The following is a 21,798-nucleotide window of genomic DNA, read 5'->3' as shown; positions in this document are numbered from 1 at the left end:
TGCGCAACATGTTGGGAGTAAAGAGTATGAGTGATGAAACAGCACTGCCCCTGCAATTTACCGAGGCAGCAGCAAACAAGGTTAAGTTCCTGATTGCTGACGAAGAAAATCCAAACCTGAAGTTGCGGGTTTACATTACCGGTGGCGGTTGCAGCGGATTCCAGTACGGTTTCACTTTTGACGACAAGGTCAACGACGGTGACATGACCATCGAGAAGCAAGGCGTTGCGCTGGTGGTTGACCCAATGAGCCTGCAATATCTGGTTGGTGGTTCGGTGGATTACACCGAAGGGCTGGAGGGTTCACGTTTTGTGGTGACCAACCCGAATGCTAAAACGACCTGCGGTTGTGGTTCTTCATTCAGTATCTGAGCCCCTAAGCTATGAAAAAACCCGCCAACCTTAACGGTTCGCGGGTTTTTTATTATTTTTCGAGGATAAAGGCAGGTAACTTCAGGTGCCAGCGGATGGCCGCCAGTCGGATACCCAGTGTGATCGCCATGCCCAGCATCATGGCCTGCTGTAGCGGCATCCCGAAGGTGTAGAATGCGGTGGTATGCACGATCCCACCGATAATGCAGGCGGTGGCGTAGACCTCGGTGCGCAGGATCATCGGGATCTCACGGGCCAGCACGTCGCGGATAATGCCGCCGCCGACGCCGGTAATCACCCCCATGCATACGGCCACCAGCGGGCTGGTGCCCGCAGCCAGCGCTTTATTGACGCCAATGCCAACGAATACCGCTAACCCCACCGCGTCCAGCACCGGCAGGATCCATTTCGGCAAGCGGCGCGGCTGGCGCACCAGCAGCAGCGTCAGCACGCAGGTGATCATGGCGACCACCAGATCGGTCGGATCTTTCACCCAGAATACCGGCCCGTTGGCCAGCGCCATATCGCGGATCGTCCCGCCGCCCACGGCGGTTACCACGCCCAGCACCAGTACGCCGAACGGATCCATCCGCAGTTTCCCCGCCAGCAAGACACCAGAGATAGCAAACACCGCCGTACCGAGAATATCTAACCAAAAAACCAGCATTATTTGATCTCCGCCAGTTGGCTACAGAGCTCCTGGGCCGCCAGCATAATGCGTGGCCCGGCGCGGTTGAACCAGTCTTCATTCAGCGCAATGACAGGAACGGCCAACTGTGGCGCCCAGAACGCCTTCACGCTGGCGATCTGCTGTGCGCCACCGGTGATGACGATGGTCTGCGGCTGGCGCGCCAGCACCTGTTCGCGGCTGATCTGCGGCCACGGCATGCGGCTGTCGGCAAAAATGTTTTCTGCGCCGCACAGCGCAAGCACCTGGCTTTGCAGCGTGGCTGCGGAAGCGGTGAACAAAGGCTGGGTGCCAAACTGCAACAATACGCGGCGTGGCTGATTATGAGCATATTGGGCTTTCAGCACGGCCATTTGCTGGCGCATGCTCTCTGCGGCCTGATACGCCTGCTCTGGATGAGGGCTGTATTGCGCCAGCGCATCCAGCGACTTTGCGATGTCATCAATATTTTTGGCATCTGCGTAAAAGATCGGGATACCGAATGAGGCGAGCTGATCCAATAGCCGCTGCGGGTTACCGCCGCGCCAGGCGAGGATCAGGTCCGGCTTCAGCGCCAAGATCCGCTCCAGATTCATACCTTGCCACGAAGCCACCTGTTCCAGCTTTTTTGCGGCAGGGGGGTAATCCGAGTAGGCGCTCGCCGCCACCAGGGTTTCGCCCATGCCGGCAGCATAGGCGAGCTCCGTGGTGTTGGGTGCCAGGCTGATAACACGCTGAGCTGCGCTGGCGGGCAGTGCAAGGCATAATGCCAGCAGCCATAACAGTGCCTTCACATTAACCGCGCTTAGCCAGAGCTTGCAGCATGGCGTTAACCATCAGCGACGACTGTTTGGCGGCAACGGTCAGGAATTCGTCAAAGCTCATGTGTGATTCCTGGTCTGCCACGTCGGAAATCGCGCGCACCACCACAAATGGCGTGCCGTACTGGTGGCAGACATGGCCCACGGCGGCGGCTTCCATCTCAACTGCTGCCACGCTCGGGAAGGTGGCGCGGATGCGTGCCAGCGGCTCAGCGCCGTTGATGAAAGCATCACCGCTGCAAATCAGGCCGCGCACGGCGTGCAGATCAAGCTGTTTGATGCAGCTTTCCGCCAGGGCGATCAGCTCATCGTTGGCAACAAAGGCCGCCGGGCAACCGGCCATCTGACCCGGTTGATAACCGAAGGCGGTGACATCGGCATCGTGATAGCGCACTTCTTCTGAAATCACGATATCCCCTACTTTCAGCGTTGATGCCAAACCACCGGCGGAACCGGTATTGATCACCACATCGGGCTGGCAATGTTCCAGCAGCAGTGTGGTACCCAGCGCTGCCGCGACTTTGCCGATCCCGGATTTCAGCAGTGCGACGTCGACTCCGCCAATCTGACCGGTATAGATTTCACAGCCTGCGCGCTGAATGGTCTGACGGTTTTCAATTTGCGCGCGCAGTAGGGTAACTTCTTCTTCCATTGCGCCGATGATGCCTACTTTCATAAATAACACTCGCTGATTGGGTGTGGAAATTGCGCCATAGTCTATCATGGCTCTGAAAGAGAGATAATCCGCAATACCGTTGCATCTGCCGCCGGGAATTGATATCACGGAGGGAGTGCGCAACGGTGGGAGAAACAGATGTCCGGGATCGACTTTAAGCAGAAGATCAGCTTTCAGCGGCCATTCAGCAAGCCGGTTGAGGCCGAAGAAGAATACGATATCGTCCGGCAGTTTGAGAGCGATCGTGGGCGCATCGTCAATTCGGCGGCGATCCGCCGTTTGCAGCAAAAAACGCAGGTGTTCCCGCTGGAGCGTAATGCGGCGGTGCGCAGCCGCCTGACCCATTCGATGGAAGTGCAGCAGGTGGGGCGGCATATTGCCAAAGAGATCCTCAACCGTTTCAAACAGGATCAGCGTATTGATGCGCTCGGCCTGAGCAAACTGCTCGATCCGTTTGAGAGCATTGTGGAAATGGCCTGCCTGATGCACGACATTGGCAACCCGCCCTTTGGTCATTTCGGCGAATCGGCGATCAACAACTGGTTCCGCCAGCGTCTTGATCCGGCCAACTGCGGCAGCGAGCCGAGCAGCCATGAGGGTTGCTCGGTTGACGTGTTGCGCCTGCGTGAAGGGGAAAGCGATCTGAACCGGCTGCGCAGCCGCATCAGGGAGGATCTCAGCCAGTTCGAAGGCAATGCTCAGGCGATCCGCCTGGTGCATACCCTGTTGAAGCTGAACCTGACCTATGCCCAGGTCGGTTGCATTCTGAAATATACCCGCCCGGCTTATTGGGCGAGCGATATCCCGGACAGCCACAGTTACCTGATGAAAAAGCCGGGTTTTTATCTGGCGGAAGAGGCGTTTGTCGATCGTTTACGGCGGGAATTGAATATGGGGGAATTCGATCGTTTCCCTCTCACCTATATTATGGAAGCCGCTGATGATATTTCTTATTGCGTTGCCGATCTGGAAGATGCGGTAGAAAAAAACATTTTTACCGTGGAGCAATTGTATCAGCATTTAACGCAGGAATGGGGGGAAGTCACTCCAGGGGATTTATTTGATAAAACCGTGGCCAGCGCATTTCGTAAAATCGATCGTGGCGGTGCGCGCCGAAGTTCTGAAGATCAGTTTTTTATGTACCTGCGGGTTTTTACCGTGGCGCGGTTGGTGCCGCATGCCGCCCAGCGTTTTATCGATAATCTGGATGCGGTTTTTCATGGCCGCTTTAATGGTGCGCTGCTGGAGGACACCAGCCCGGTATATAAGCTGCTGGAAATCTTTAAAAACGTGGCTTTCAAACATGTGTTCAATCACCCCGAGGTTGAACAGCTTGAGCTGCAGGGTTACCGGGTGATCAGCGGTCTGCTGGATATCTATAGCCCGTTGCTGGCGATGTCGCAGGCGGACTTCAGCCAACTGGTGCGCGATGACAGCCACCGTGCATTTCCAATTGAAACGCGGCTTTTTCACAAGCTTTCCACTAAACATCGTTTGGCTTACGTTGAAGCGGTGGAGGGGTTGCAGCATCTTTCCACGGAGCAGCAAGCGATCAGAGAATATTATTTTCGCGCACGATTATTGCAGGATTATATCAGCGGTATGACCGATCTTTATGCTTATGATGAATATCGTCGTTTAATGGCAGCGGAATAATATACCCGTCACACTTCAAGTTGCTTGGGTGTTGGCTGCCTTCGTGTCCCCCAGTCACTTACCTGATTGAACTCCTGGGGCTTCACTCAGTTGCCGCTTACAAGCAACTCGAATTATTTTGGATATAAATTCACTACGAAATTTCTTATTTTACAGCCGGCATGGTCAGCTCGAAGTATTATTTCGAGTTTTGTAAAGATGCACAATATTTGTTTACTATTAGCTATCTCTCGCGGTTGGAACTTCAGTGTTTTAATACGCTCTGAATAGGCACAAATTCGCAGTATTTCCTGAACGACTTTTAAAGAGACACGCAGATGAAAAAAACCGTATTAGTTTTAAGCGCCTTGGCATTCAGCATTGGTTTGACTTTGGGGCCGATAGCGAGCGCCAACGCTGCAGAAAGTGCATCGGCATCGCCGAGTTCGCAACAGATGCCGAGCCTGGCTCCGATGCTGGAAAAAGTGATGCCGTCCGTGGTGAGCATCAACGTTGAAGGCAGCACGCCGGTGAGCGCACAACAAAGAATGCCTCAGCAGTTCCAACAGTTCTTTGGCGAAAATTCGCCGTTCTGCCAGGATGGTTCACCGTTCCAGGGATCACCGATGTGTCAGGGGGGCCAGGCCGGGCCTGGTGGCGATCAGGGGGCCAAGGAAACCTTTAAGGCTCTGGGTTCCGGTGTCATCATCGATGCTGCTAAAGGCTATGTGGTGACCAACAACCACGTGGTAGACAATGCCAGCAAGATCCAGGTGCAACTGAGCGATGGCCGTCGCTTCGAAGCCAAAGTGATCGGTAAGGATCCGCGCTCGGATATCGCGCTGATCCAACTGAAAGACGCTAAAAATCTGACGGCGGTCAAGATGGCCGATTCCGAGCAATTACGCGTGGGGGATTATACCGTGGCGATCGGTAACCCGTATGGTCTGGGTGAAACCGTCACCTCCGGTATTGTTTCTGCACTGGGGCGCAGTGGCCTGAACATCGAGAATTACGAGAACTTTATTCAGACCGACGCCGCGATTAACCGGGGTAACTCCGGTGGTGCGCTGGTGAACCTGAATGGTGAACTGATCGGTATCAACACCGCGATTCTGGCACCGGACGGTGGCAACATTGGCATTGGTTTCGCTATCCCAAGCAATATGGTGAAAAACCTGACGTCACAAATGGTGGAGTTCGGCCAGGTGAAACGCGGCGAGCTTGGGATTATGGGGACCGAACTGAACTCTGAGCTGGCGCAGGCAATGAAGGTTGACGCTCAACGCGGCGCGTTTATCAGCCAGGTTATGCCGAAGTCTTCGGCTGAGAAAGCCGGTATCAAGGCTGGTGACGTGATCGTGACCTTGAACGGTAAAGCGATCTCCAGCTTTGCTTCGTTCCGTGCGGAAATCGGTACCCTGCCAATTGGTACTAAAATGTCGCTGGGCCTGATCCGTGAAGGCAAACCGTTGACGGTTGAACTGACGCTGGAACAAAGCAGCCAGGCGCAGGTTGAGTCCGGCAATATCTATACCGGTATCGAAGGGGCCGAACTGAGTAACGGCACCGGCAGCCAGAAAGGGGTGAAAGTGGACAACGTGAAAGCGGGCAGTGCTGCAGCGCGCGTCGGCTTGAAGAAAGGCGACCTGATCCTCGGTGTGAACCAGCAGCCGGTAGAGAATTTGGGGGAGCTGCGTAAAATCCTCGACAGCAAACCTTCGGTATTGGCGCTGAATATCCAACGTGGTGACTCTACGCTGTATCTGCTGATGCAATAAGATTCAACGGCGTGTAAACCTGTAAAACAACCAAGCCCAAACAACGTTTGGGCTTCATGCTATTTAAGGCCGGTATTCAGGAATTACTCAGATAGAACCGTGCTTCGGTATTCACCAGCTCTATTTCATCCAGCAATTCCAGCCATTCAGGTTCAAGATCGCGGCTGTGTGCGCCTTGACGTAATTGCTGCTCCAGGTAATAGCACAATTGCTTGAGGCGTGGCACGCCGCTGTAACTGCAACTGCCATGCAGCTTGTGAATCAGATCGAGAATCCCCTCATCAACTTCCCCTGCCAACAGCGCCTTTACCCGTTCAGTGACTTCTGGCAGAAATTCGACCAGCATCTGCAGCAGATCGTGGGCTAAATCTTCTTTATTGGCGGCCTGACGCAGCGCTAACTGCCAGTCTAATGATAATGGCAACTCAGTGGCGCTGCGCGGAATAACAGGTTCTGGCGCGAACTCGTGGGTGTGGTAACGGGCTAACACTTGTGAGAGCATGGTTTCATCAATCGGTTTGGCCAGGTAGTCGTCCATGCCTGACCGCAACAGATGCTCACGCTCACCGCTGATCGCATGGGCGGTGACTGCGACGATCGGGGTGGAATTGTGATGGGGCATCTGGCGAATCAGTTCACCAGCACGGATGCCATCAATATTGGGCATCTGAATATCCATCAGGATCATGTCCAGCACGTTTTCACGAGCAAGGGCAATGGCTTCTTCGCCACTCCCGCACAGTAGGGTATTTTCCACCAGTTCCTCCAGCAGGGTACCAATCAGTTTCAGGTTCGCTGGGTTATCATCCACCGCCATCACCGTCAGCGGCAGGCGTTGGCGCACCGGCGGTGCGGCTAACTGTTGTATGGCCTCCATTCGTAGCAACGGATACAAGCGATTGCTGGTGATCGGCTTAATCAGGCAGCCAATCGCACCGAGTTTTTTCATTTCTTCGGCATCAACCTGCGATTGGCTTGGCAAAGCAAGGATCACCCGCTTGGCGGCTTTCAGTGCGTCATTCAGCTTATCCCGGTGCTGGGGGATGCTGCCTCGATAAGGGATCGGGACGCCAAGCAGCAGGTAGTCGTAATCATTTTTCGGCAGTTTCCCCAACGTCGGTGAATGAGTGACAATCAGTTGGGTGACGCTCAGCATGTTCATTGTGGCCTGAGCGGCCGTTGGGTTGGCTTCGATGTAGGCCAGCGTTTTACCACGCAGGTCTGGCAGACTTGGCGGAGGTGACAGCATGCCGTCATTGAGATCGAGCGTAATATGGAACCAAAAGGTTGAACCGCGATTCAATTGGCTGTAGAAGCAGATATCGCCATTCATCTCTTTCACCAGTTTCTGAGTAATCACCAGACCTAACCCGGTGCCGCCGTGGCGGCGCGAAATGCTGGCATCCGCCTGGCGGAATGCCTGGAACAACTGCGACTGCTGACGCTCCGAAATACCGATGCCGGTATCGTGGATCTGCACCTCCAGTTCCACCTGCCGTTCCAGTTGATCGCGCAATTCGACGCGGATATCAATATTGCCGGTTTCGGTGAATTTGATAGCGTTGCCAAGCAGGTTGGTAATAACCTGCTGCAGGCGCAGTGAATCGCCAATCACTTGCTCAGGCACATCATTGTGCACATCCAGCGTCAGTTCCAACCCCTTTTCATGGGCGCTAGGGGCCAGCAGCACGATCACTTCGTCCAAAGTTTCACGCAGCGAGAACGGAATATGCTCCAGTATCAGTTTACCCGCTTCCAGCTTGGAGAAATCCAACACGTCGTTGATGATGGTCAGCAGGTTATTGGCTGAGCGTTCAATGGTTTGCAGATAATCGGTCTGCGTGGCGCTCAGCGAGGTTTTCAGCATCTGGCGAGTAAAGCCAATCACGCCATTGAGTGGCGTACGCAGCTCATGGGACATATTGGCCAGGAATTCAGACTTGATGCGCGCGGCTTCCTGCGCACGCTTCTTGGCCAGATCCAGCTCGACGTTCTGGATCTCCATTTGCTCCAGCGTTTCGCGCAGATCGGAGGTCGCCTGATCGATGTTCTGTTGCATTTCCTCGTGATACGCGGTCAGTGACATCGCCATCGAGTTGATGCCGTTTTTCAGCATGTGCAGTTCGCCAAGCATAAAGCCTTCCACCCGGCTGTCGAGCTGGCCACGGCGAATGCGGTCCACGGTATTGACCATATTGCGTATTGGGCCAGTCACGTCGCGCATCAGGCGATAGGCAAACAGGATGGCGATACACATACACAGCAGTAACAGCAGGGTGGAAATAAAGACTTCCTTATATTGCTGCAGCCGTACCGATTTCAGATCCAGTTCGATCGCCACATAGCCAAGCCGGTTTTCGGTGTGCGCTTCGCTACCGGTTGACTCGTCCAGAATGGGGTTTTCTGACAGGATGGGGGTACGCAGGATTAATGAATCACCGCGCCGGGTTAACATCAGTTCGTTGGGCAGTGGCACATCTTTCGGCATCTGCAACAGGGTATAATTGTGATGATAATTGGAGGTGACGAACAGTTTGTTCTGTGCGTCAAATACGGAAATCGAACGTACGATATCCGAATGGCGGCGGTGCAGCAGGCCGACCAACTGCCTGACCGACTCGCGGCTGCGGAAAGTCATGCCGTATTCGCTTGCCACTGCCAGAGGCTCAATGATGCTGGCCCCTGCATCAACCAACTGTTCCTGCAGCTCGTTGTAGCGGTGAACCACAAAGAAGGTACTGAGCAACAAACCGATCAGTAAAGTCGGTGCCAGGATCAGTATCATCATGCGTGCGCGCAGGCTGTATTTGGTCATGGGATTCCAATGTGGGAGAATTGGGCTAATCCTAGCTTAGTGAACCAGAACTCATTCGACAATTATGGCGCAATTCTACTCTCCCAAACGCCGCATGACGACCCGGCAAGCCTCACAAATATTGACTATCACCGTAACGGACCTCGATCCGTTCGGCCAAGGCGTAACGCATCATGAAGGTAAAGCGATTTTTGTCCCCGGCGTATTGCCGGGTGAGCAGGCGGAGATCCAACTGACGGAAGACAAACGCCAGTTCGCCAAGGGCAAGTTGAAACGCTTGCTGAGCTACAGCCCAGAGCGGGTGGAGCCCCGTTGCCCGCATTTTGGCGTCTGCGGTGGTTGCCAGCAGCAGCATGCTTCGCAAGCGTTGCAACAGCAGAGCAAAGCGGCAGCGCTGCTGAGACTGATTGGCCGTGCTACTGGTGTGACGCCGCAGCCGGAGCCGGTGATCGCCGGGCCTGAATACGGTTATCGGCGGCGGGCGCGTTTGGGGCTACAGTGGCAGCCGAAGCAGCAAAAGCTGCTGATGGGTTTTCACCAATCCGCTTCGACTGATTTAGTTGAGGTGAAACAGTGTTCGGTATTAGCGCCTGAACTGGAGCAATTGCTGGTGCCGTTACGGCAATGCCTCAGCGGCCTGCAGGCCGTTAAGCGTCTGGGCCACGCCGAACTGGTGCTGGCGGATAATGGCCCAGTGTTGGTGCTGCGCCATCTCGAGGTATTGAAAACTGCCGATCGACACGCGTTAGCGGCTTTTGCGCAGCAAAGAAAAGTAACGGTTTATTTAGCCCCCGACAGCGATCGGCTCGAAAAACTGTGCGGTGAAGCGCCGTATTATCAGGTCGACGGGCTACGCTTAGAGTTCAGTCCGCGTGATTTTATTCAGGTTAATGATGCGGTCAATCAGCAAATGGTGGCTCAGGCCCTTGAATGGTTAGAGATTGAGCCCAATGATCGAATACTGGACCTGTTTTGCGGGATGGGCAACTTTACTCTGCCATTGGCCCGGCGTGCCAGAGCGGTGGTGGGCATTGAAGGAGTTGCCACGCTGGTAACGAATGGGCAATATAATGCGCATAAGAATTTACTGAGTAATCTGTCTTTTTTCCATGAGAATCTGGAAGATGATGTTGCACAGCAGCCTTGGGCAGCTCAAGGTTTTGATAAAGTGATGTTAGATCCCGCCCGTGCAGGTGCGGCGGGTGTGATGTCACATATTGTAAAACTGGCGCCAACGCGGGTGGTGTATGTTTCCTGTAACCCCACGACGCTGGCACGTGACAGTAAAGTGCTACTGGACGCCGGTTATCGTCTTGCCCGTGTACGGATGTTGGATATGTTTCCGCATACGGGGCATCTTGAATCCATGGCGCTGTTTATCCAAACGCCTGGAGTCGCTGCAAAGTAGGGAGAAGTTATGGTTGCGGTAAGAAGTGCACATCTGAATAAGGCGGGGGAATTTGCTCTCGATGATTGGATTGCCAGCCTGGGGCTACCTAACCCGCAGTCATGTGAGCGATTAGCCGCAACCTGGCGTTACTGCGAGCAGCAGACCCAAAGCCATGCCGATGCCCCCTTGTTGCTGTGGCGCGGCGTGGAAATGGTGGAGATTCTCTCGACCCTCAGCATGGACAACGACAGCATGCGCGCTGCGCTGTTGTTCCCGCTGGTGGATGCGGGCATCGTGCCGGAAGCCACCCTGACCGAAGCCTTTGGCTCCGGTATCACCTCGCTGGTGCATGGCGTGCGCGATATGGACGCCATTCGCCAGCTGAAAGCCACGCATAACGACTCCATGGGTTCCGAACAGGTCGACAACGTGCGCCGCATGCTGTTGGCGATGGTGGAAGATTTCCGCTGCGTGGTGATCAAGCTGGCGGAGCGGATTGCCCATCTGCGTGAAGTGAAAGATGCGCCGGAAGATGAACGCGTGCTGGCGGCCAAAGAGTGTTTCAACATCTACGCACCCTTGGCTAATCGCTTGGGCATTGGCCAGTTGAAATGGGAGCTGGAGGATTTCTGCTTCCGCTATCTGCACCCGGATGAATACAAGCGCATTGCCAAATTGCTGCACGAGCGCCGCATCGATCGTGAACAGTTTATTGATGATTTTGTCGCCTCGCTGCAAAAAGCGATGGGGGATGAAGGTATCAAGGCCGAAATCTATGGCCGTCCAAAGCATATCTACAGCATCTGGCGCAAGATGCAGAAAAAGTCACTGGCGTTTGACGAACTGTTCGACGTGCGTGCGGTGCGGGTAGTGGTTGAACGCTTGCAGGATTGCTATGCCGCTTTGGGCATTGTGCATACTCATTTCCGCCATCTGCCCGACGAGTTCGACGACTACGTCGCTAACCCGAAGCCGAACGGTTATCAGTCCATTCATACCGTCGTGCTGGGGCCGCGCGGTAAAACGCTGGAAATCCAGATCCGCACCCGCCAGATGCACGAAGATGCCGAACTGGGCGTTGCCGCGCACTGGAAATACAAAGAGGGCGCGGTCGTTACCGCCCGTTCCGGCTACGAAGAGCGCATTGCCTGGCTGCGTAAGCTGATCGCCTGGCAGGAAGAGATGGCGGACTCGGGCGAAATGCTCGACGAAGTGCGCAGCCAGGTGTTTGACGATCGCGTCTACGTGTTTACCCCGAAGGGCGATGTTATCGATCTGCCAGCGGGCTCCACGCCGCTGGACTTTGCTTACCATATTCACAGTGACGTCGGTCACCGCTGTATCGGTGCCAAGATTGGCGGCCGTATCGTGCCCTTTACCTATCAGTTGCAGATGGGCGATCAGGTTGAAGTGATCACCCAGAAACAGCCGAACCCAAGCCGCGACTGGCTGAATCCGAACCTCGGCTATATCACCACCAGCCGTGGTCGCTCGAAGATCCACAACTGGTTCCGCAAGCAGGATCGCGACAAAAACATCCTGGCCGGGCGGCAGATGCTGGACAATGAGCTGGAACATCTTGGTATCAGCCTGAAAGAGGCCGAAAAGCTGCTGATCCCGCGCTATAACGTCAATTCGCTGGACGAAGTGCTGGCTGGGATTGGCGGTGGGGATATCCGCCTGAATCAGATGGTGAACTTCCTGCAGGGTAAATTCAACAAACCGAGTGCTGAAGAGCAGGATCGCCAGGCGCTGCGTCAGTTGACCCAGCAGAAGGCGCCAGCCGCAACGGCCCGCAATAAAGACAATGGCCGCGTGGTGGTGGAGGGTGTTGGCAACCTGATGCACCATATTGCTCGCTGTTGCCAGCCAATCCCAGGCGACGACATTGTTGGTTTTATCACACAGGGGCGGGGGATTTCGATCCACCGGGCAGATTGCGATCAACTGGCCGATCTGCAATCTCATGCGCCAGAGCGTATTGTTGACGCGGTGTGGGGGGAAAGCTACTCCAGCGGTTATTCGCTGGTGGTGCGTGTGGTTGCGAACGATCGCAGCGGTTTGTTGCGTGATATCACCACGATCCTGGCTAACGAGAAGGTCAACGTGCTGGGCGTTGCCAGCAGGAGTGATACCAAAAAGCAGTTGGCCACCATTGATATGGATATCGAGATCTACAACCAGCAGGTGCTGGGGCGCGTGTTAGCCAAGCTGAATCAGTTGCCGGATGTGATTGACGCCAAACGCTTACATGGCAGCTAAATCCTTCGTCTTTCAAGCCGCATCGTTGTTGGCTGCGAACCTTTACCAGGTCCATCCGTGGGCTTGGTAAAGGTTCTTGTTGCCTGTGTGCATCTCGAAATCCATTAGGTATTCTCTCCATGTGGGCATAATATTTTGTGCCTATTCTTTTGTCAGAGATTTCAAGATGATCCAATTCACCCCGTTGCAACGCCTGCTGACCATTATGAAAACCTTGCGCGATCCACAGTCGGGTTGCCCCTGGGATCGCCAACAGACCTTTGCGACGATCGCACCCTATACGCTGGAAGAAACCTACGAAGTGCTGGACGCCATCGAACGCCAGGATTATGCCGATCTGCGCGATGAGCTGGGAGACCTGCTGTTCCAGGTGGTGTTTTATGCCCAGATGGGGCAAGAGCAGGGGCTGTTTGATTTCGACCAGATCTGCAACGCTATCAGCGACAAACTGGAGCGCCGCCACCCGCATATTTTTGGTGAAGCCGACGCCGCCGACAGCGAAGCGGTTTCCGCCCGTTGGGAGCAACTGAAGGCTGGCGAGCGCGCGGAGAAGGCGCTGCATTCGGTGCTGGATGACATCCCCAATGCATTGCCCGCGCTGATGAAAGCCCACAAGATCCAGAAGCGCTGTGCAACGGTCGGTTTCGACTGGCATACGCTGGGCCCGGTGCTGGAAAAGGTGTACGAAGAGATCGACGAAGTGATGCACGAAGCGCAGCAGGCGGTGGTGGACGAGCAGAAGCTGGAAGAGGAGATTGGCGATCTGCTGTTTGCCACGGTCAATCTTTCCCGCCATCTCGGCCATAAGGCGGAGAGTGCCTTGCAGGCCGCCAACCGCAAATTCGAACGCCGTTTTCGCCAGGTTGAGGCGATAGTGCAACAGAGCGGGTTGAAGATGGAACAGGCCACGCTGGAACAGATGGAAGAGGTGTGGCAGCAGGTGAAACAACAGGAAAACTCATCAGAGCCTGAGGGCTAAAGCACATCACTTGTTTGATCGGCAACAAAGTTTGCTCTCGCTGAAACGGTTAAGCTCACAGTCCTATCTTGCTGAATTGCACATTGTGTGGCAGAAAAGTCAACAAACTGAATTGTAAGGTGTTTTATTACGCCAGAAGGCAGTTTACCGACAAAATTTCAAGCTAACCTATTGTTTTAAAAAGGCAGAGAGAGTGATGCTGGCTGACTAAACCTGGATGAACTCACGGCGGTGACAGAGATGATGGATGGCAAAACGATCGTTTGTAGGTCTGGAGAGGTTCGGGTATACTACTTTCCCGTCCTGGTTCTTCCATCGTCTTTAAACCTAAACTCTCAGGTTCAGCATGACAACTAATTATATTTTTGTGACCGGCGGGGTCGTTTCCTCTCTGGGTAAAGGCATTGCCGCAGCCTCTTTGGCGGCTATTCTCGAAGCCCGTGGCCTCAACGTTACCATCATGAAACTGGACCCGTACATCAACGTGGATCCGGGCACCATGAGCCCGATTCAGCATGGGGAAGTTTTCGTCACCGAAGACGGCGCAGAAACCGATCTGGATCTGGGCCACTACGAGCGCTTCATCCGCACCAAAATGACGCGTCGTAACAACTTCACTACCGGCCGTATCTATTCCGACGTTCTGCGTAAGGAACGCCGTGGCGACTATCTGGGCGCCACCGTACAGGTTATCCCGCACATCACCAATGCCATTAAAGAACGCATTATCGAAGGCGGCGAAGGCCACGATGTGGTGCTGGTGGAGATCGGCGGCACCGTGGGAGATATCGAATCCCTGCCGTTCCTGGAAGCGATTCGTCAGATGGCGGTTGAAGTGGGCCGTGAGCATACGCTGTACATGCACCTGACGTTGGTCCCGTACCTGGCGGCGGCCGGTGAAGTGAAAACCAAGCCGACCCAGCATTCCGTTAAAGAGCTGCTCTCCATCGGTATTCAGCCGGATGTGCTGATCTGCCGCTCTGATCGCACCGTGCCAGCCAACGAGCGCGCGAAAATCGCCCTGTTCTGTAATGTGCCGGAAAAAGCGGTTATCTCGCTGAAAGATATTGATTCTATTTATAAAATCCCAGGCCTGTTGAAATCGCAAGGGCTGGACGACTATATTTGTAAACGATTCAGCCTCAATGCCCCCGAAGCCAATCTGAGCGAGTGGGAGCAGGTGGTTTATGAAGAAGCCAATCCAGGCGGCGAAGTGACCATCGGTATGGTCGGCAAATATGTCGAATTGCCGGATGCCTACAAGTCGGTGATTGAAGCGCTGAAGCACGGTGGCCTGAAAAACCGTTTGACCGTTAATATCAAGCTGATCGATTCGCAGGATGTGGAAACTCGCGGTGTGGAAGTTCTGAAAGGGCTGGACGCGATTCTGATCCCTGGCGGCTTCGGTTACCGTGGCGTGGAAGGTAAGGTGATGACCGCGCAGTATGCGCGTGAGAATAATATCCCTTATCTGGGTATTTGCCTGGGTATGCAGGTGGCGCTGATTGAGTTTGCCCGTAACGTTGCGGGTATGGCGAATGCCAACTCCACCGAATTTGTGCCAGACTGCAAGTACCCGGTGGTGGCGTTAATCACCGAGTGGCGTGACGAAGACGGCAACGTTGAAGTGCGCAGCGAAGAAAGTGATTTGGGTGGCACCATGCGCGTCGGCGGGCAGCAATGCCATCTGACCGACAACAGCCTGGTGCGCCAGATGTACGGTGAACCGACCATCGTTGAGCGCCATCGCCACCGTTATGAAGTGAACAACATGCTGTTGAAGCCGATCGAGGCCGCGGGTTTACGCGTTGCTGGCCGTTCTGCGGATAACAAGCTGGTTGAGATTATCGAGCTGCCGAACCATCCGTGGTTTGTTGCTTGCCAGTTCCACCCGGAATTTACGTCGACGCCGCGTGATGGGCATCCGTTGTTTGCCGGCTTTGTCAAAGCGGCGGGTGAGTATCAGAAGCGTCAGGCGAAATAAGCGTTTTTAGTCAGCAACGCGCGGCCAAAACCGCGCGTTGTTTGTCTGGAGTTTTAGTCTAACTTGTGACTTGAGGAAAACCCATATGTCCAAAATTGTGAAAGTCATCGGCCGTGAAATCATCGACTCACGCGGCAATCCAACTGTTGAAGCCGAAGTTCATCTGGAAGGCGGTTTCGTCGGTCTGGCTGCAGCGCCGTCAGGGGCTTCTACCGGTTCCCGTGAAGCACTGGAACTGCGTGACGGTGACAAGTCTCGTTTCCTGGGTAAAGGCGTACTGAAAGCGGTTGCTGCCGTTAATGGCCCAATTGCTCAGGCTGTGCTGGGTAAAGATGCCAAAGACCAGGCTAACATCGATAAGATCATGATCGACCTGGACGGCACTGAGAACAAATCCAATTTCGGCGCTAACGCTATTCTGGCGGTTTCTCTGGCCGCTGCCAAAGCTGCTGCTGCTTCCAAAGGCATGCCGCTGTATGAGCACATCGCTGAACTGAACGGCACCCCAGGCAAATTCTCTATGCCTCTGCCAATGATGAACATCATCAACGGTGGCGAGCACGCAGACAACAACGTCGACATTCAGGAATTCATGATTCAGCCAGTGGGCGCGAAAACCCTGAAAGAAGCCGTACGTATGGGTTCTGAAGTGTTCCATCACCTGGCAAAAGTGCTGAAAGCCAAAGGCATGAACACGGCGGTGGGTGACGAAGGTGGCTATGCGCCAAACCTGGGTTCTAACGCCGAAGCTCTGGCTGTTATCGCTGAAGCGGTGAAAGCGGCAGGTTACGAGCTGGGTAAAGACGTTACTCTGGCCATGGACTGTGCAGCCTCTGAATTCTACAAAGACGGCAAATACGTGCTGGCTGGCGAAGGCAACAAAGCCTTCACATCTGAAGAGTTCACTCACTTCCTGGAAGACCTGACCAAACAGTACCCGATCGTTTCTATCGAAGACGGTCTGGACGAGTCTGACTGGGCTGGCTTCGCTTACCAGACCAAAGTGCTGGGCGACAAGATCCAACTGGTAGGTGACGATCTGTTCGTAACCAACACCAAGATCCTGAAAGAAGGCATCGAGAAAGGCATCGCGAACTCCATTCTGATCAAATTCAACCAGATCGGTTCTCTGACCGAAACTCTGGCGGCGATCAAGATGGCGAAAGACGCAGGTTACACCGCGGTGATCTCTCACCGTTCAGGTGAAACCGAAGACGCTACCATCGCTGACCTGGCGGTAGGTACTGCGGCTGGCCAGATCAAAACCGGTTCTATGAGCCGTTCTGACCGTGTAGCGAAGTACAACCAACTGATCCGTATCGAAGAAGCGCTGGGTAGCCGCGCACCGTTTAATGGCCTGAAAGAAGTTAAAGGTCAGTAATCGTCATAACGGTTTGGTTTGTTGGTAAATTATTCACGGGGAGTGCTTAGGGCACTCCCCGTTTTTTTATGACGTGAACCGCGAACGTGGCGCTTACAGGTTCTGCGCTGAGGCCACGGCGCATGGTGCTTTCTTCCGCACCCACAGCCAGTAAGCCAGGGTGAGTAAGGCGACCCAGACCAGGCCGACATACAGTGCGATGCGGCTTTCCTCGAAGTAACCCAGCAGCCCGATCACAAACACCATAAACGCCGTTGCTACCGCGGGAGCGACTGGCCACCAGGGCACCGGGAAGCTCAGTTGGCTGACTTCTTCTTTGGTGAGCGTGCGGCGCATGGCGATCTGCGACAGCAGGATCATCAGCCACACCCAAACGGTGGCAAAGGTGGCGATCGATGCAATGATCATGAAGATCTGTTTCGGGATGAAATAGTTGAGCACCACCGCCAGCAGCAGCGCGATGGACATCACCAGCACCGTCATCCAAGGTACACCGCTGGAAGTCAGCTTGGAGAAGCTATTCGGCGCCTGGCCGTCGCTGGCCATACCGTACATCATGCGGCCTGCACCAAAGATGTCGCTGTTGATGGCGGAGATGGCGGCGGTGATCACCACGACGTTCAACACGTTAGCGGCGGAGCTGATGCCCAGATTACTGAAGATCTCCACGAACGGGCTGCCTTTCTGGCCGATACTGTTCCACGGATAAATCGCCATCAGCACCAGTAGGGTCAATACGTAGAATAACAGTATGCGTATCGGCACGGAGTTGATGGCTTTCGGCAAGACGGTGGCCGGATCTTTGGCTTCGCTGGCGGTAATCCCGATAATTTCAATGCCACCGAAGGCAAACATCACCACGGCCAGCGAGGCGACGACGCCGCCAATGCCGTTGGGCATAAAGCCACCGTGTTGCCACAGGTTGCTGAAGCCGGTGGCTTCATGTGACTGGCCGAAGCCGAACATCATCACCGCCGCACCGCCGACGATCATCGCCACAATCGCCGCGACTTTCACTAGCGAAAGCCAGAACTCCATTTCACCGAATACTTTGACGTTGCACATGTTGAGTGCGCCGATAAACATAATGATGCTCAGCACCCAGACCCACTGCGCGACATCCGGGAACCACAGCCCCATATAGATGCCGAAGGCGGTGACATCGGCCAGGGCGACGATCACCATTTCGAAGGTGTAGGTCCAGCCGGTGAGAAACCCGGCTAATGGGCCAAGATAGTGGCTGGCATAGTGGCCGAAGGAACCGGAAACCGGCTGATGAACTGCCATCTCCCCCAGCGCACGCATGACCATAAACACGGCTGCGCCGCCGACCAGATAGGCCAACAGCACGGCGGGGCCGGCCAGTTGGATAGCGCCTGCCGAACCGTAAAACAGCCCGGTGCCGATGGCGGAACCCAAGGCCATAAAGCGAATGTGACGTGCATTCAAGCCACGCCGGAGCTGAGTTTTTTCGTTACGCATGTTGCTTCCCCGTTTTAGAGTTGTTGTCGGACAGGCAGCACTGCCCACACCGGGGGAACGAACCCGGTGGGACAGAGTACGAACTTGTAGGGTATATCCCTCTGTTTTTCAAACCGCAGTGTTGTTTTCTACGATTTGAAACCCATTAGGTGTGTAAAGGGCTATGCCTGGCTAGGCAACAGCGCCGCGGGCATCAGCGATGTCAGGTGACCTGCTGCCAACAACTGACTTGCAGCTTCGATATCGGGGGCGAAGAACCGATCCTTATCGTAGTAACTGACATGTTCGCGCAGCAGGCGGCGTGCCTGCTCCAGGCTTTCGGTGGTTTGCAGGCCTTTGCGCAGATCCAGCCCCTGACAGGCCGCCAGCCATTCCACCGCCAGGATACCGCGCACGTTATCGGCCATTTCCCACAGGCGGCGGCCAGCGGCAGGTGCCATGGAGACGTGGTCTTCCTGGTTGGCAGAGGTGGGAATACTGTCGACGCTGGCCGGGTGGGCCAGCGCTTTGTTCTCGCTGGTCAAGGCTGCTGCCGTGACCTGAGCGATCATAAAGCCTGAGTTCACGCCGCCGTTATCCACCAAGAAGGGCGGTAGCTGCGACATGTGTTTATCCATCATCAAGGAAATACGGCGTTCGGTGAGCGAACCGATTTCGGCGAATGCCAACGCCAGGTTATCGGCGGCCATGGCTACCGGCTCGGCGTGGAAGTTACCACCGGAGAGCACATCGCCCTGTTCGGCAAATACCAGCGGGTTGTCGGAAACCGCGTTGGCTTCGATCTCCAGCACCTCTGCCGCATTGCGGATCTGCGTCAGGCACGCCCCCATCACCTGTGGCTGGCAGCGCAGAGAGTAGGGATCTTGCACCTTCTCACAGTTCTGGTGTGAATCGGATACGGCGCTGCGTTGGCCCAACAGGTGGCGATAGGCCGCGGCGGCGTCGATCTGGCCGCGCTGGCCGCGCACTTCGTGGATTCGAGCATCGAACGGGCTGCGAGAACCTAATGCTGCTTCTACCGTCAGGCTGCCGGTCACGGTGGCTGCCGCGTATAAATCTTCTGCATCAAACAGGCCGCGTAGGGCAAAGGCGGCGGAGACCTGTGTGCCGTTGAGCAGGGCTAGTCCTTCTTTGGCGGCAAGCTGAATCGGCTTCAGGCCTGCTTTGGCCAGCGCCTCAACGGCTGGCAACCATTCGCCCTGATAACGGGCCTTGCCTTCACCCAGCAATACCAGGCTCATGTGCGCCAGCGGGGCCAGATCGCCGGAAGCACCGACAGAGCCTTTCAGTGGGATATGCGGATAGACTTCGGCGTTCACCAGGGCCATCAATGCCTGAATCACTTCCAGGCGGATGCCGGAAAAACCGCGTGACAGGCTGTTGATCTTCAGCACCATGATCAGGCGCACCAGGCTGTCGTCGGTGGCTGCTCCCACTCCTGCCGCATGTGAAAGAACGATGGAACGCTGCAAGTTTTCCAAATCTTCGCGGGCGATGCGGGTTGAGGCCAGCAGGCCAAAGCCGGTGTTGATGCCGTAGGTGGTACGGTTTTCTGCCACAATGCGCTCTACACAGGCCACGCTTTTTTGGATCGCGCCATAGGCATTGTCGTCCAGAGTCAGCTTCACCGGATGTTGATAAACCTGGCGCAGCTCGGCAAGTGTCAGTTTTCCTGGGCGGATAGTCAGCGCTTTCATGCTTTGTCTCCCTGAGTGGCCGCGACCATTGGCAGGTTGAGGCCCTGCTCACGTGCACAATCGATAGCAATATCATAGCCTGCATCGGCATGGCGCATCACGCCGGTGGCCGGATCGTTATGCAGTACGCGGGCGATACGCTCAGCGGCTTCGTCGGTGCCGTCACAGACGATCACCATCCCGGAATGCTGCGAGAAGCCCATACCGACGCCACCACCGTGGTGCAGAGAAACCCAGGTTGCACCGCTGGCGGTGTTCAGCAGGGCATTGAGCAGCGGCCAGTCAGATACTGCGTCTGAGCCGTCTTTCATCGCTTCGGTTTCACGGTTCGGGCTGGATACTGAGCCGGAATCCAGATGATCGCGGCCAATGACGATTGGCGCGGACAGTTCGCCACGGCGCACCATTTCATTGAACGCCAGCCCCAGCTTGGCGCGTTGGCCCAGGCCAACCCAGCAGATACGCGCTGGCAAGCCCTGGAAGCTGATGCGCTCACGCGCCATGTCCAACCAGCGATGCAGATGCTCATCGTCTGGGATCAGCTCTTTCACCATGGCATCGGTCTTAAAGATATCCTGCGGATCGCCAGACAGTGCCGCCCAGCGGAACGGACCGACGCCGCGGCAGAACAGCGGGCGGATATATGCCGGAACAAAGCCTGGGAAGTCGAAGGCATTGCTGACACCCATCTCTTTTGCCATCTGGCGGATGTTGTTGCCATAGTCAAAGGTCGGCACGCCCATTTTCTGGAATGCCAGCATCGCTTCAACATGTTCGGCCATGGATTGTTTGGCCGCTTTGACCACCAGCGCGGGTTCGGTCTGCGCACGGCGGCGATACTCTTCCCAGCTCCAGCCTTTTGGCAGGTAACCGTTGAGCGGATCGTGGGCGCTGGTCTGATCGGTCACCATATCCGGGCGCACACCGCGTTTGACCAACTCCGGCAGGATCTCTGCCGCATTGCCACACAGCGCGATGGAGATGGCTTTGCCCTCGGCGGTGTAGCGCTTGATACGCGCCAGTGCGTCGTCCAGATCGGTTGCCTGCTCATCGACGTAGCGGGTTTTCAGGCGAAAATCGATGCGGCTCTGCTGACATTCGATGTTCAGCGAGCAAGCGCCAGCCAGCGTGGCGGCCAGTGGCTGTGCGCCGCCCATGCCACCCAGGCCAGCGGTTAATACCCAGCGGCCCTGCAGGCTGCCGTTGTAATGCTGGCGCCCTGCTTCGACGAAGGTTTCATAAGTGCCTTGCACGATGCCTTGGCTACCAATGTAGATCCAACTGCCGGCGGTCATCTGGCCGTACATCGCCAGGCCCTTGGCATCCAGTTCGTTGAAGTGCTCCCAGGTCGCCCAATGGGGCACCAGGTTAGAGTTGGCGATCAGCACGCGCGGGGCATTGCTGTGAGTTTTGAATACGCCGACCGGCTTGCCGGACTGCACCAGCAGGGTTTCGTCGTTTTCCAGTTTTTTGAGGGTTTCGACAATCTTGTCGTAGCAATCCCAATCACGGGCAGCGCGGCCGATACCGCCATACACCACCAGCTCGTGCGGATTTTCCGCTACTTCAGGATCGAGATTGTTCATTAGCATACGCAGGGGAGCTTCGGTCAGCCAGCTCTTGGCATTTAATTGTGTGCCGCGGGGAGCGCGTATATCGACGTTGCGAACTTTGTTATTTGCAGTCACAGCTATTTCCTCAAACAGTATCGGTACAAATTTTATGACACAGCAGTAGATCACTCACCATGTCATAACAATGCGTCGGGATAATTAACATATACTTGTATGTACAAGCATATGCAACACTGACCAGTCAGCGAGGAAAATGCCATAAGAAAAAGTGATTTCTTTTTTT

The 21,798-nt window shown here is 55.3% G+C and carries 15 protein-coding genes; 8 read left to right on the top strand and 7 right to left on the bottom strand.

All coding sequences use genetic code 11. The features are described from left to right. The first annotated feature begins 26 nt into the window (after positions 1–26). Complete coding sequence (gene erpA / locus BMI79_RS12690; RefSeq protein WP_019455090.1) at positions 27–371, top strand: iron-sulfur cluster insertion protein ErpA; 345 nt, start codon at positions 27–29, stop codon at positions 369–371. A gap of 52 nt (positions 372–423) precedes the next feature. On the opposite strand, the gene BMI79_RS12685 is transcribed toward erpA, so the two are convergent. From BMI79_RS12685 to mtnN, 3 genes are read right to left on the bottom strand one after another with little or no spacing between them, the layout of a single operon-like run. Continuing rightward, entirely contained in the window at positions 424–1,038 is a 615-nt protein-coding gene (locus BMI79_RS12685) for a TRIC cation channel family protein (protein ID WP_076942502.1), read from the bottom strand. Continuing rightward, complete coding sequence (gene btuF / locus BMI79_RS12680) at positions 1,038–1,832, bottom strand: vitamin B12 ABC transporter substrate-binding protein BtuF (protein WP_076942501.1); 795 nt, start codon at positions 1,830–1,832, stop codon at positions 1,038–1,040. The genes BMI79_RS12685 and btuF overlap by 1 nt, the downstream gene beginning before the upstream one ends. Before the next feature lies 1 nt (position 1,833). Further along, positions 1,834–2,535 (bottom strand): 5'-methylthioadenosine/S-adenosylhomocysteine nucleosidase, encoded by a 702-nt coding sequence (gene mtnN / locus BMI79_RS12675; protein WP_076942500.1) that lies wholly within the window; start codon positions 2,533–2,535, stop codon positions 1,834–1,836. Positions 2,536–2,673: 138 nt separating this feature from the next. On the opposite strand from mtnN, the gene dgt reads away from it, so the two are divergent. After that, positions 2,674–4,191, top strand: a complete 1,518-nt coding sequence (dgt, locus tag BMI79_RS12670; protein WP_076942499.1) for a dGTPase — start codon at positions 2,674–2,676, stop codon at positions 4,189–4,191. Between the two features lie 317 nt (positions 4,192–4,508). Further along, on the top strand, positions 4,509–5,951 hold the full coding sequence (degP, locus tag BMI79_RS12665; RefSeq protein WP_076942498.1) for a serine endoprotease DegP: 1,443 nt from the start codon (positions 4,509–4,511) through the stop codon (positions 5,949–5,951). A 76-nt stretch (positions 5,952–6,027) separates the two neighbouring features. Here degP and barA read toward each other — a convergent pair whose 3' ends face one another. Beyond that, complete coding sequence (gene barA / locus BMI79_RS12660) at positions 6,028–8,766, bottom strand: two-component sensor histidine kinase BarA (protein ID WP_076942497.1); 2,739 nt, start codon at positions 8,764–8,766, stop codon at positions 6,028–6,030. A 64-nt stretch (positions 8,767–8,830) separates the two neighbouring features. Between barA and rlmD the strand changes: the two genes are divergently transcribed. From rlmD to eno, 5 genes are all read left to right on the top strand, one after another. After that, positions 8,831–10,174 (top strand): 23S rRNA (uracil(1939)-C(5))-methyltransferase RlmD, encoded by a 1,344-nt coding sequence (gene rlmD, locus BMI79_RS12655; RefSeq protein WP_076942496.1) that lies wholly within the window; start codon positions 8,831–8,833, stop codon positions 10,172–10,174. Positions 10,175–10,183: 9 nt separating this feature from the next. Beyond that, positions 10,184–12,418: a GTP diphosphokinase gene (gene relA / locus BMI79_RS12650; RefSeq protein ID WP_076942495.1), complete on the top strand. Its 2,235-nt coding sequence runs from the start codon at positions 10,184–10,186 to the stop codon at positions 12,416–12,418. A gap of 166 nt (positions 12,419–12,584) precedes the next feature. Next, positions 12,585–13,397 (top strand): nucleoside triphosphate pyrophosphohydrolase, encoded by an 813-nt coding sequence (mazG, locus tag BMI79_RS12645; RefSeq protein ID WP_076942494.1) that lies wholly within the window; start codon positions 12,585–12,587, stop codon positions 13,395–13,397. Positions 13,398–13,743: 346 nt separating this feature from the next. Continuing rightward, positions 13,744–15,381: a glutamine hydrolyzing CTP synthase gene (pyrG, locus tag BMI79_RS12640; protein WP_076942493.1), complete on the top strand. Its 1,638-nt coding sequence runs from the start codon at positions 13,744–13,746 to the stop codon at positions 15,379–15,381. 85 nt (positions 15,382–15,466) lie between these two features. Then, the gene (gene eno, locus BMI79_RS12635; protein ID WP_076942492.1) at positions 15,467–16,762 is read left to right on the top strand and encodes a phosphopyruvate hydratase; all 1,296 of its coding nucleotides are present in this window, start codon (positions 15,467–15,469) and stop codon (positions 16,760–16,762) included. A gap of 93 nt (positions 16,763–16,855) precedes the next feature. Here the strand turns inward: eno and BMI79_RS12630 are convergent, their stop codons facing one another. The 3 genes from BMI79_RS12630 to hutU all read right to left on the bottom strand — a co-directional run bounded on the left by BMI79_RS12630 (position 16,856) and on the right by hutU (position 21,629). Beyond that, complete coding sequence (locus tag BMI79_RS12630; RefSeq protein ID WP_076942491.1) at positions 16,856–18,244, bottom strand: amino acid permease; 1,389 nt, start codon at positions 18,242–18,244, stop codon at positions 16,856–16,858. Between the two features lie 161 nt (positions 18,245–18,405). After that, positions 18,406–19,941: a histidine ammonia-lyase gene (hutH, locus tag BMI79_RS12625; RefSeq protein ID WP_076942490.1), complete on the bottom strand. Its 1,536-nt coding sequence runs from the start codon at positions 19,939–19,941 to the stop codon at positions 18,406–18,408. Beyond that, positions 19,938–21,629 (bottom strand): urocanate hydratase, encoded by a 1,692-nt coding sequence (gene hutU / locus BMI79_RS12620; RefSeq protein ID WP_076942489.1) that lies wholly within the window; start codon positions 21,627–21,629, stop codon positions 19,938–19,940. Before hutU ends, hutH begins: the two co-directional genes overlap by 4 nt. Between the last annotated feature and the right edge of the window lie 169 nt (positions 21,630–21,798).

Origin of the sequence: Serratia oryzae, from assembly GCF_001976145.1 — a bacterium.
In the GTDB taxonomy this organism is placed as follows: domain Bacteria; phylum Pseudomonadota; class Gammaproteobacteria; order Enterobacterales; family Enterobacteriaceae; genus Chania; species Chania oryzae.
The sequence above is the reverse complement of the archived record's forward strand: the minus strand, read 5'-3'. Positions and strand labels throughout refer to the sequence as shown.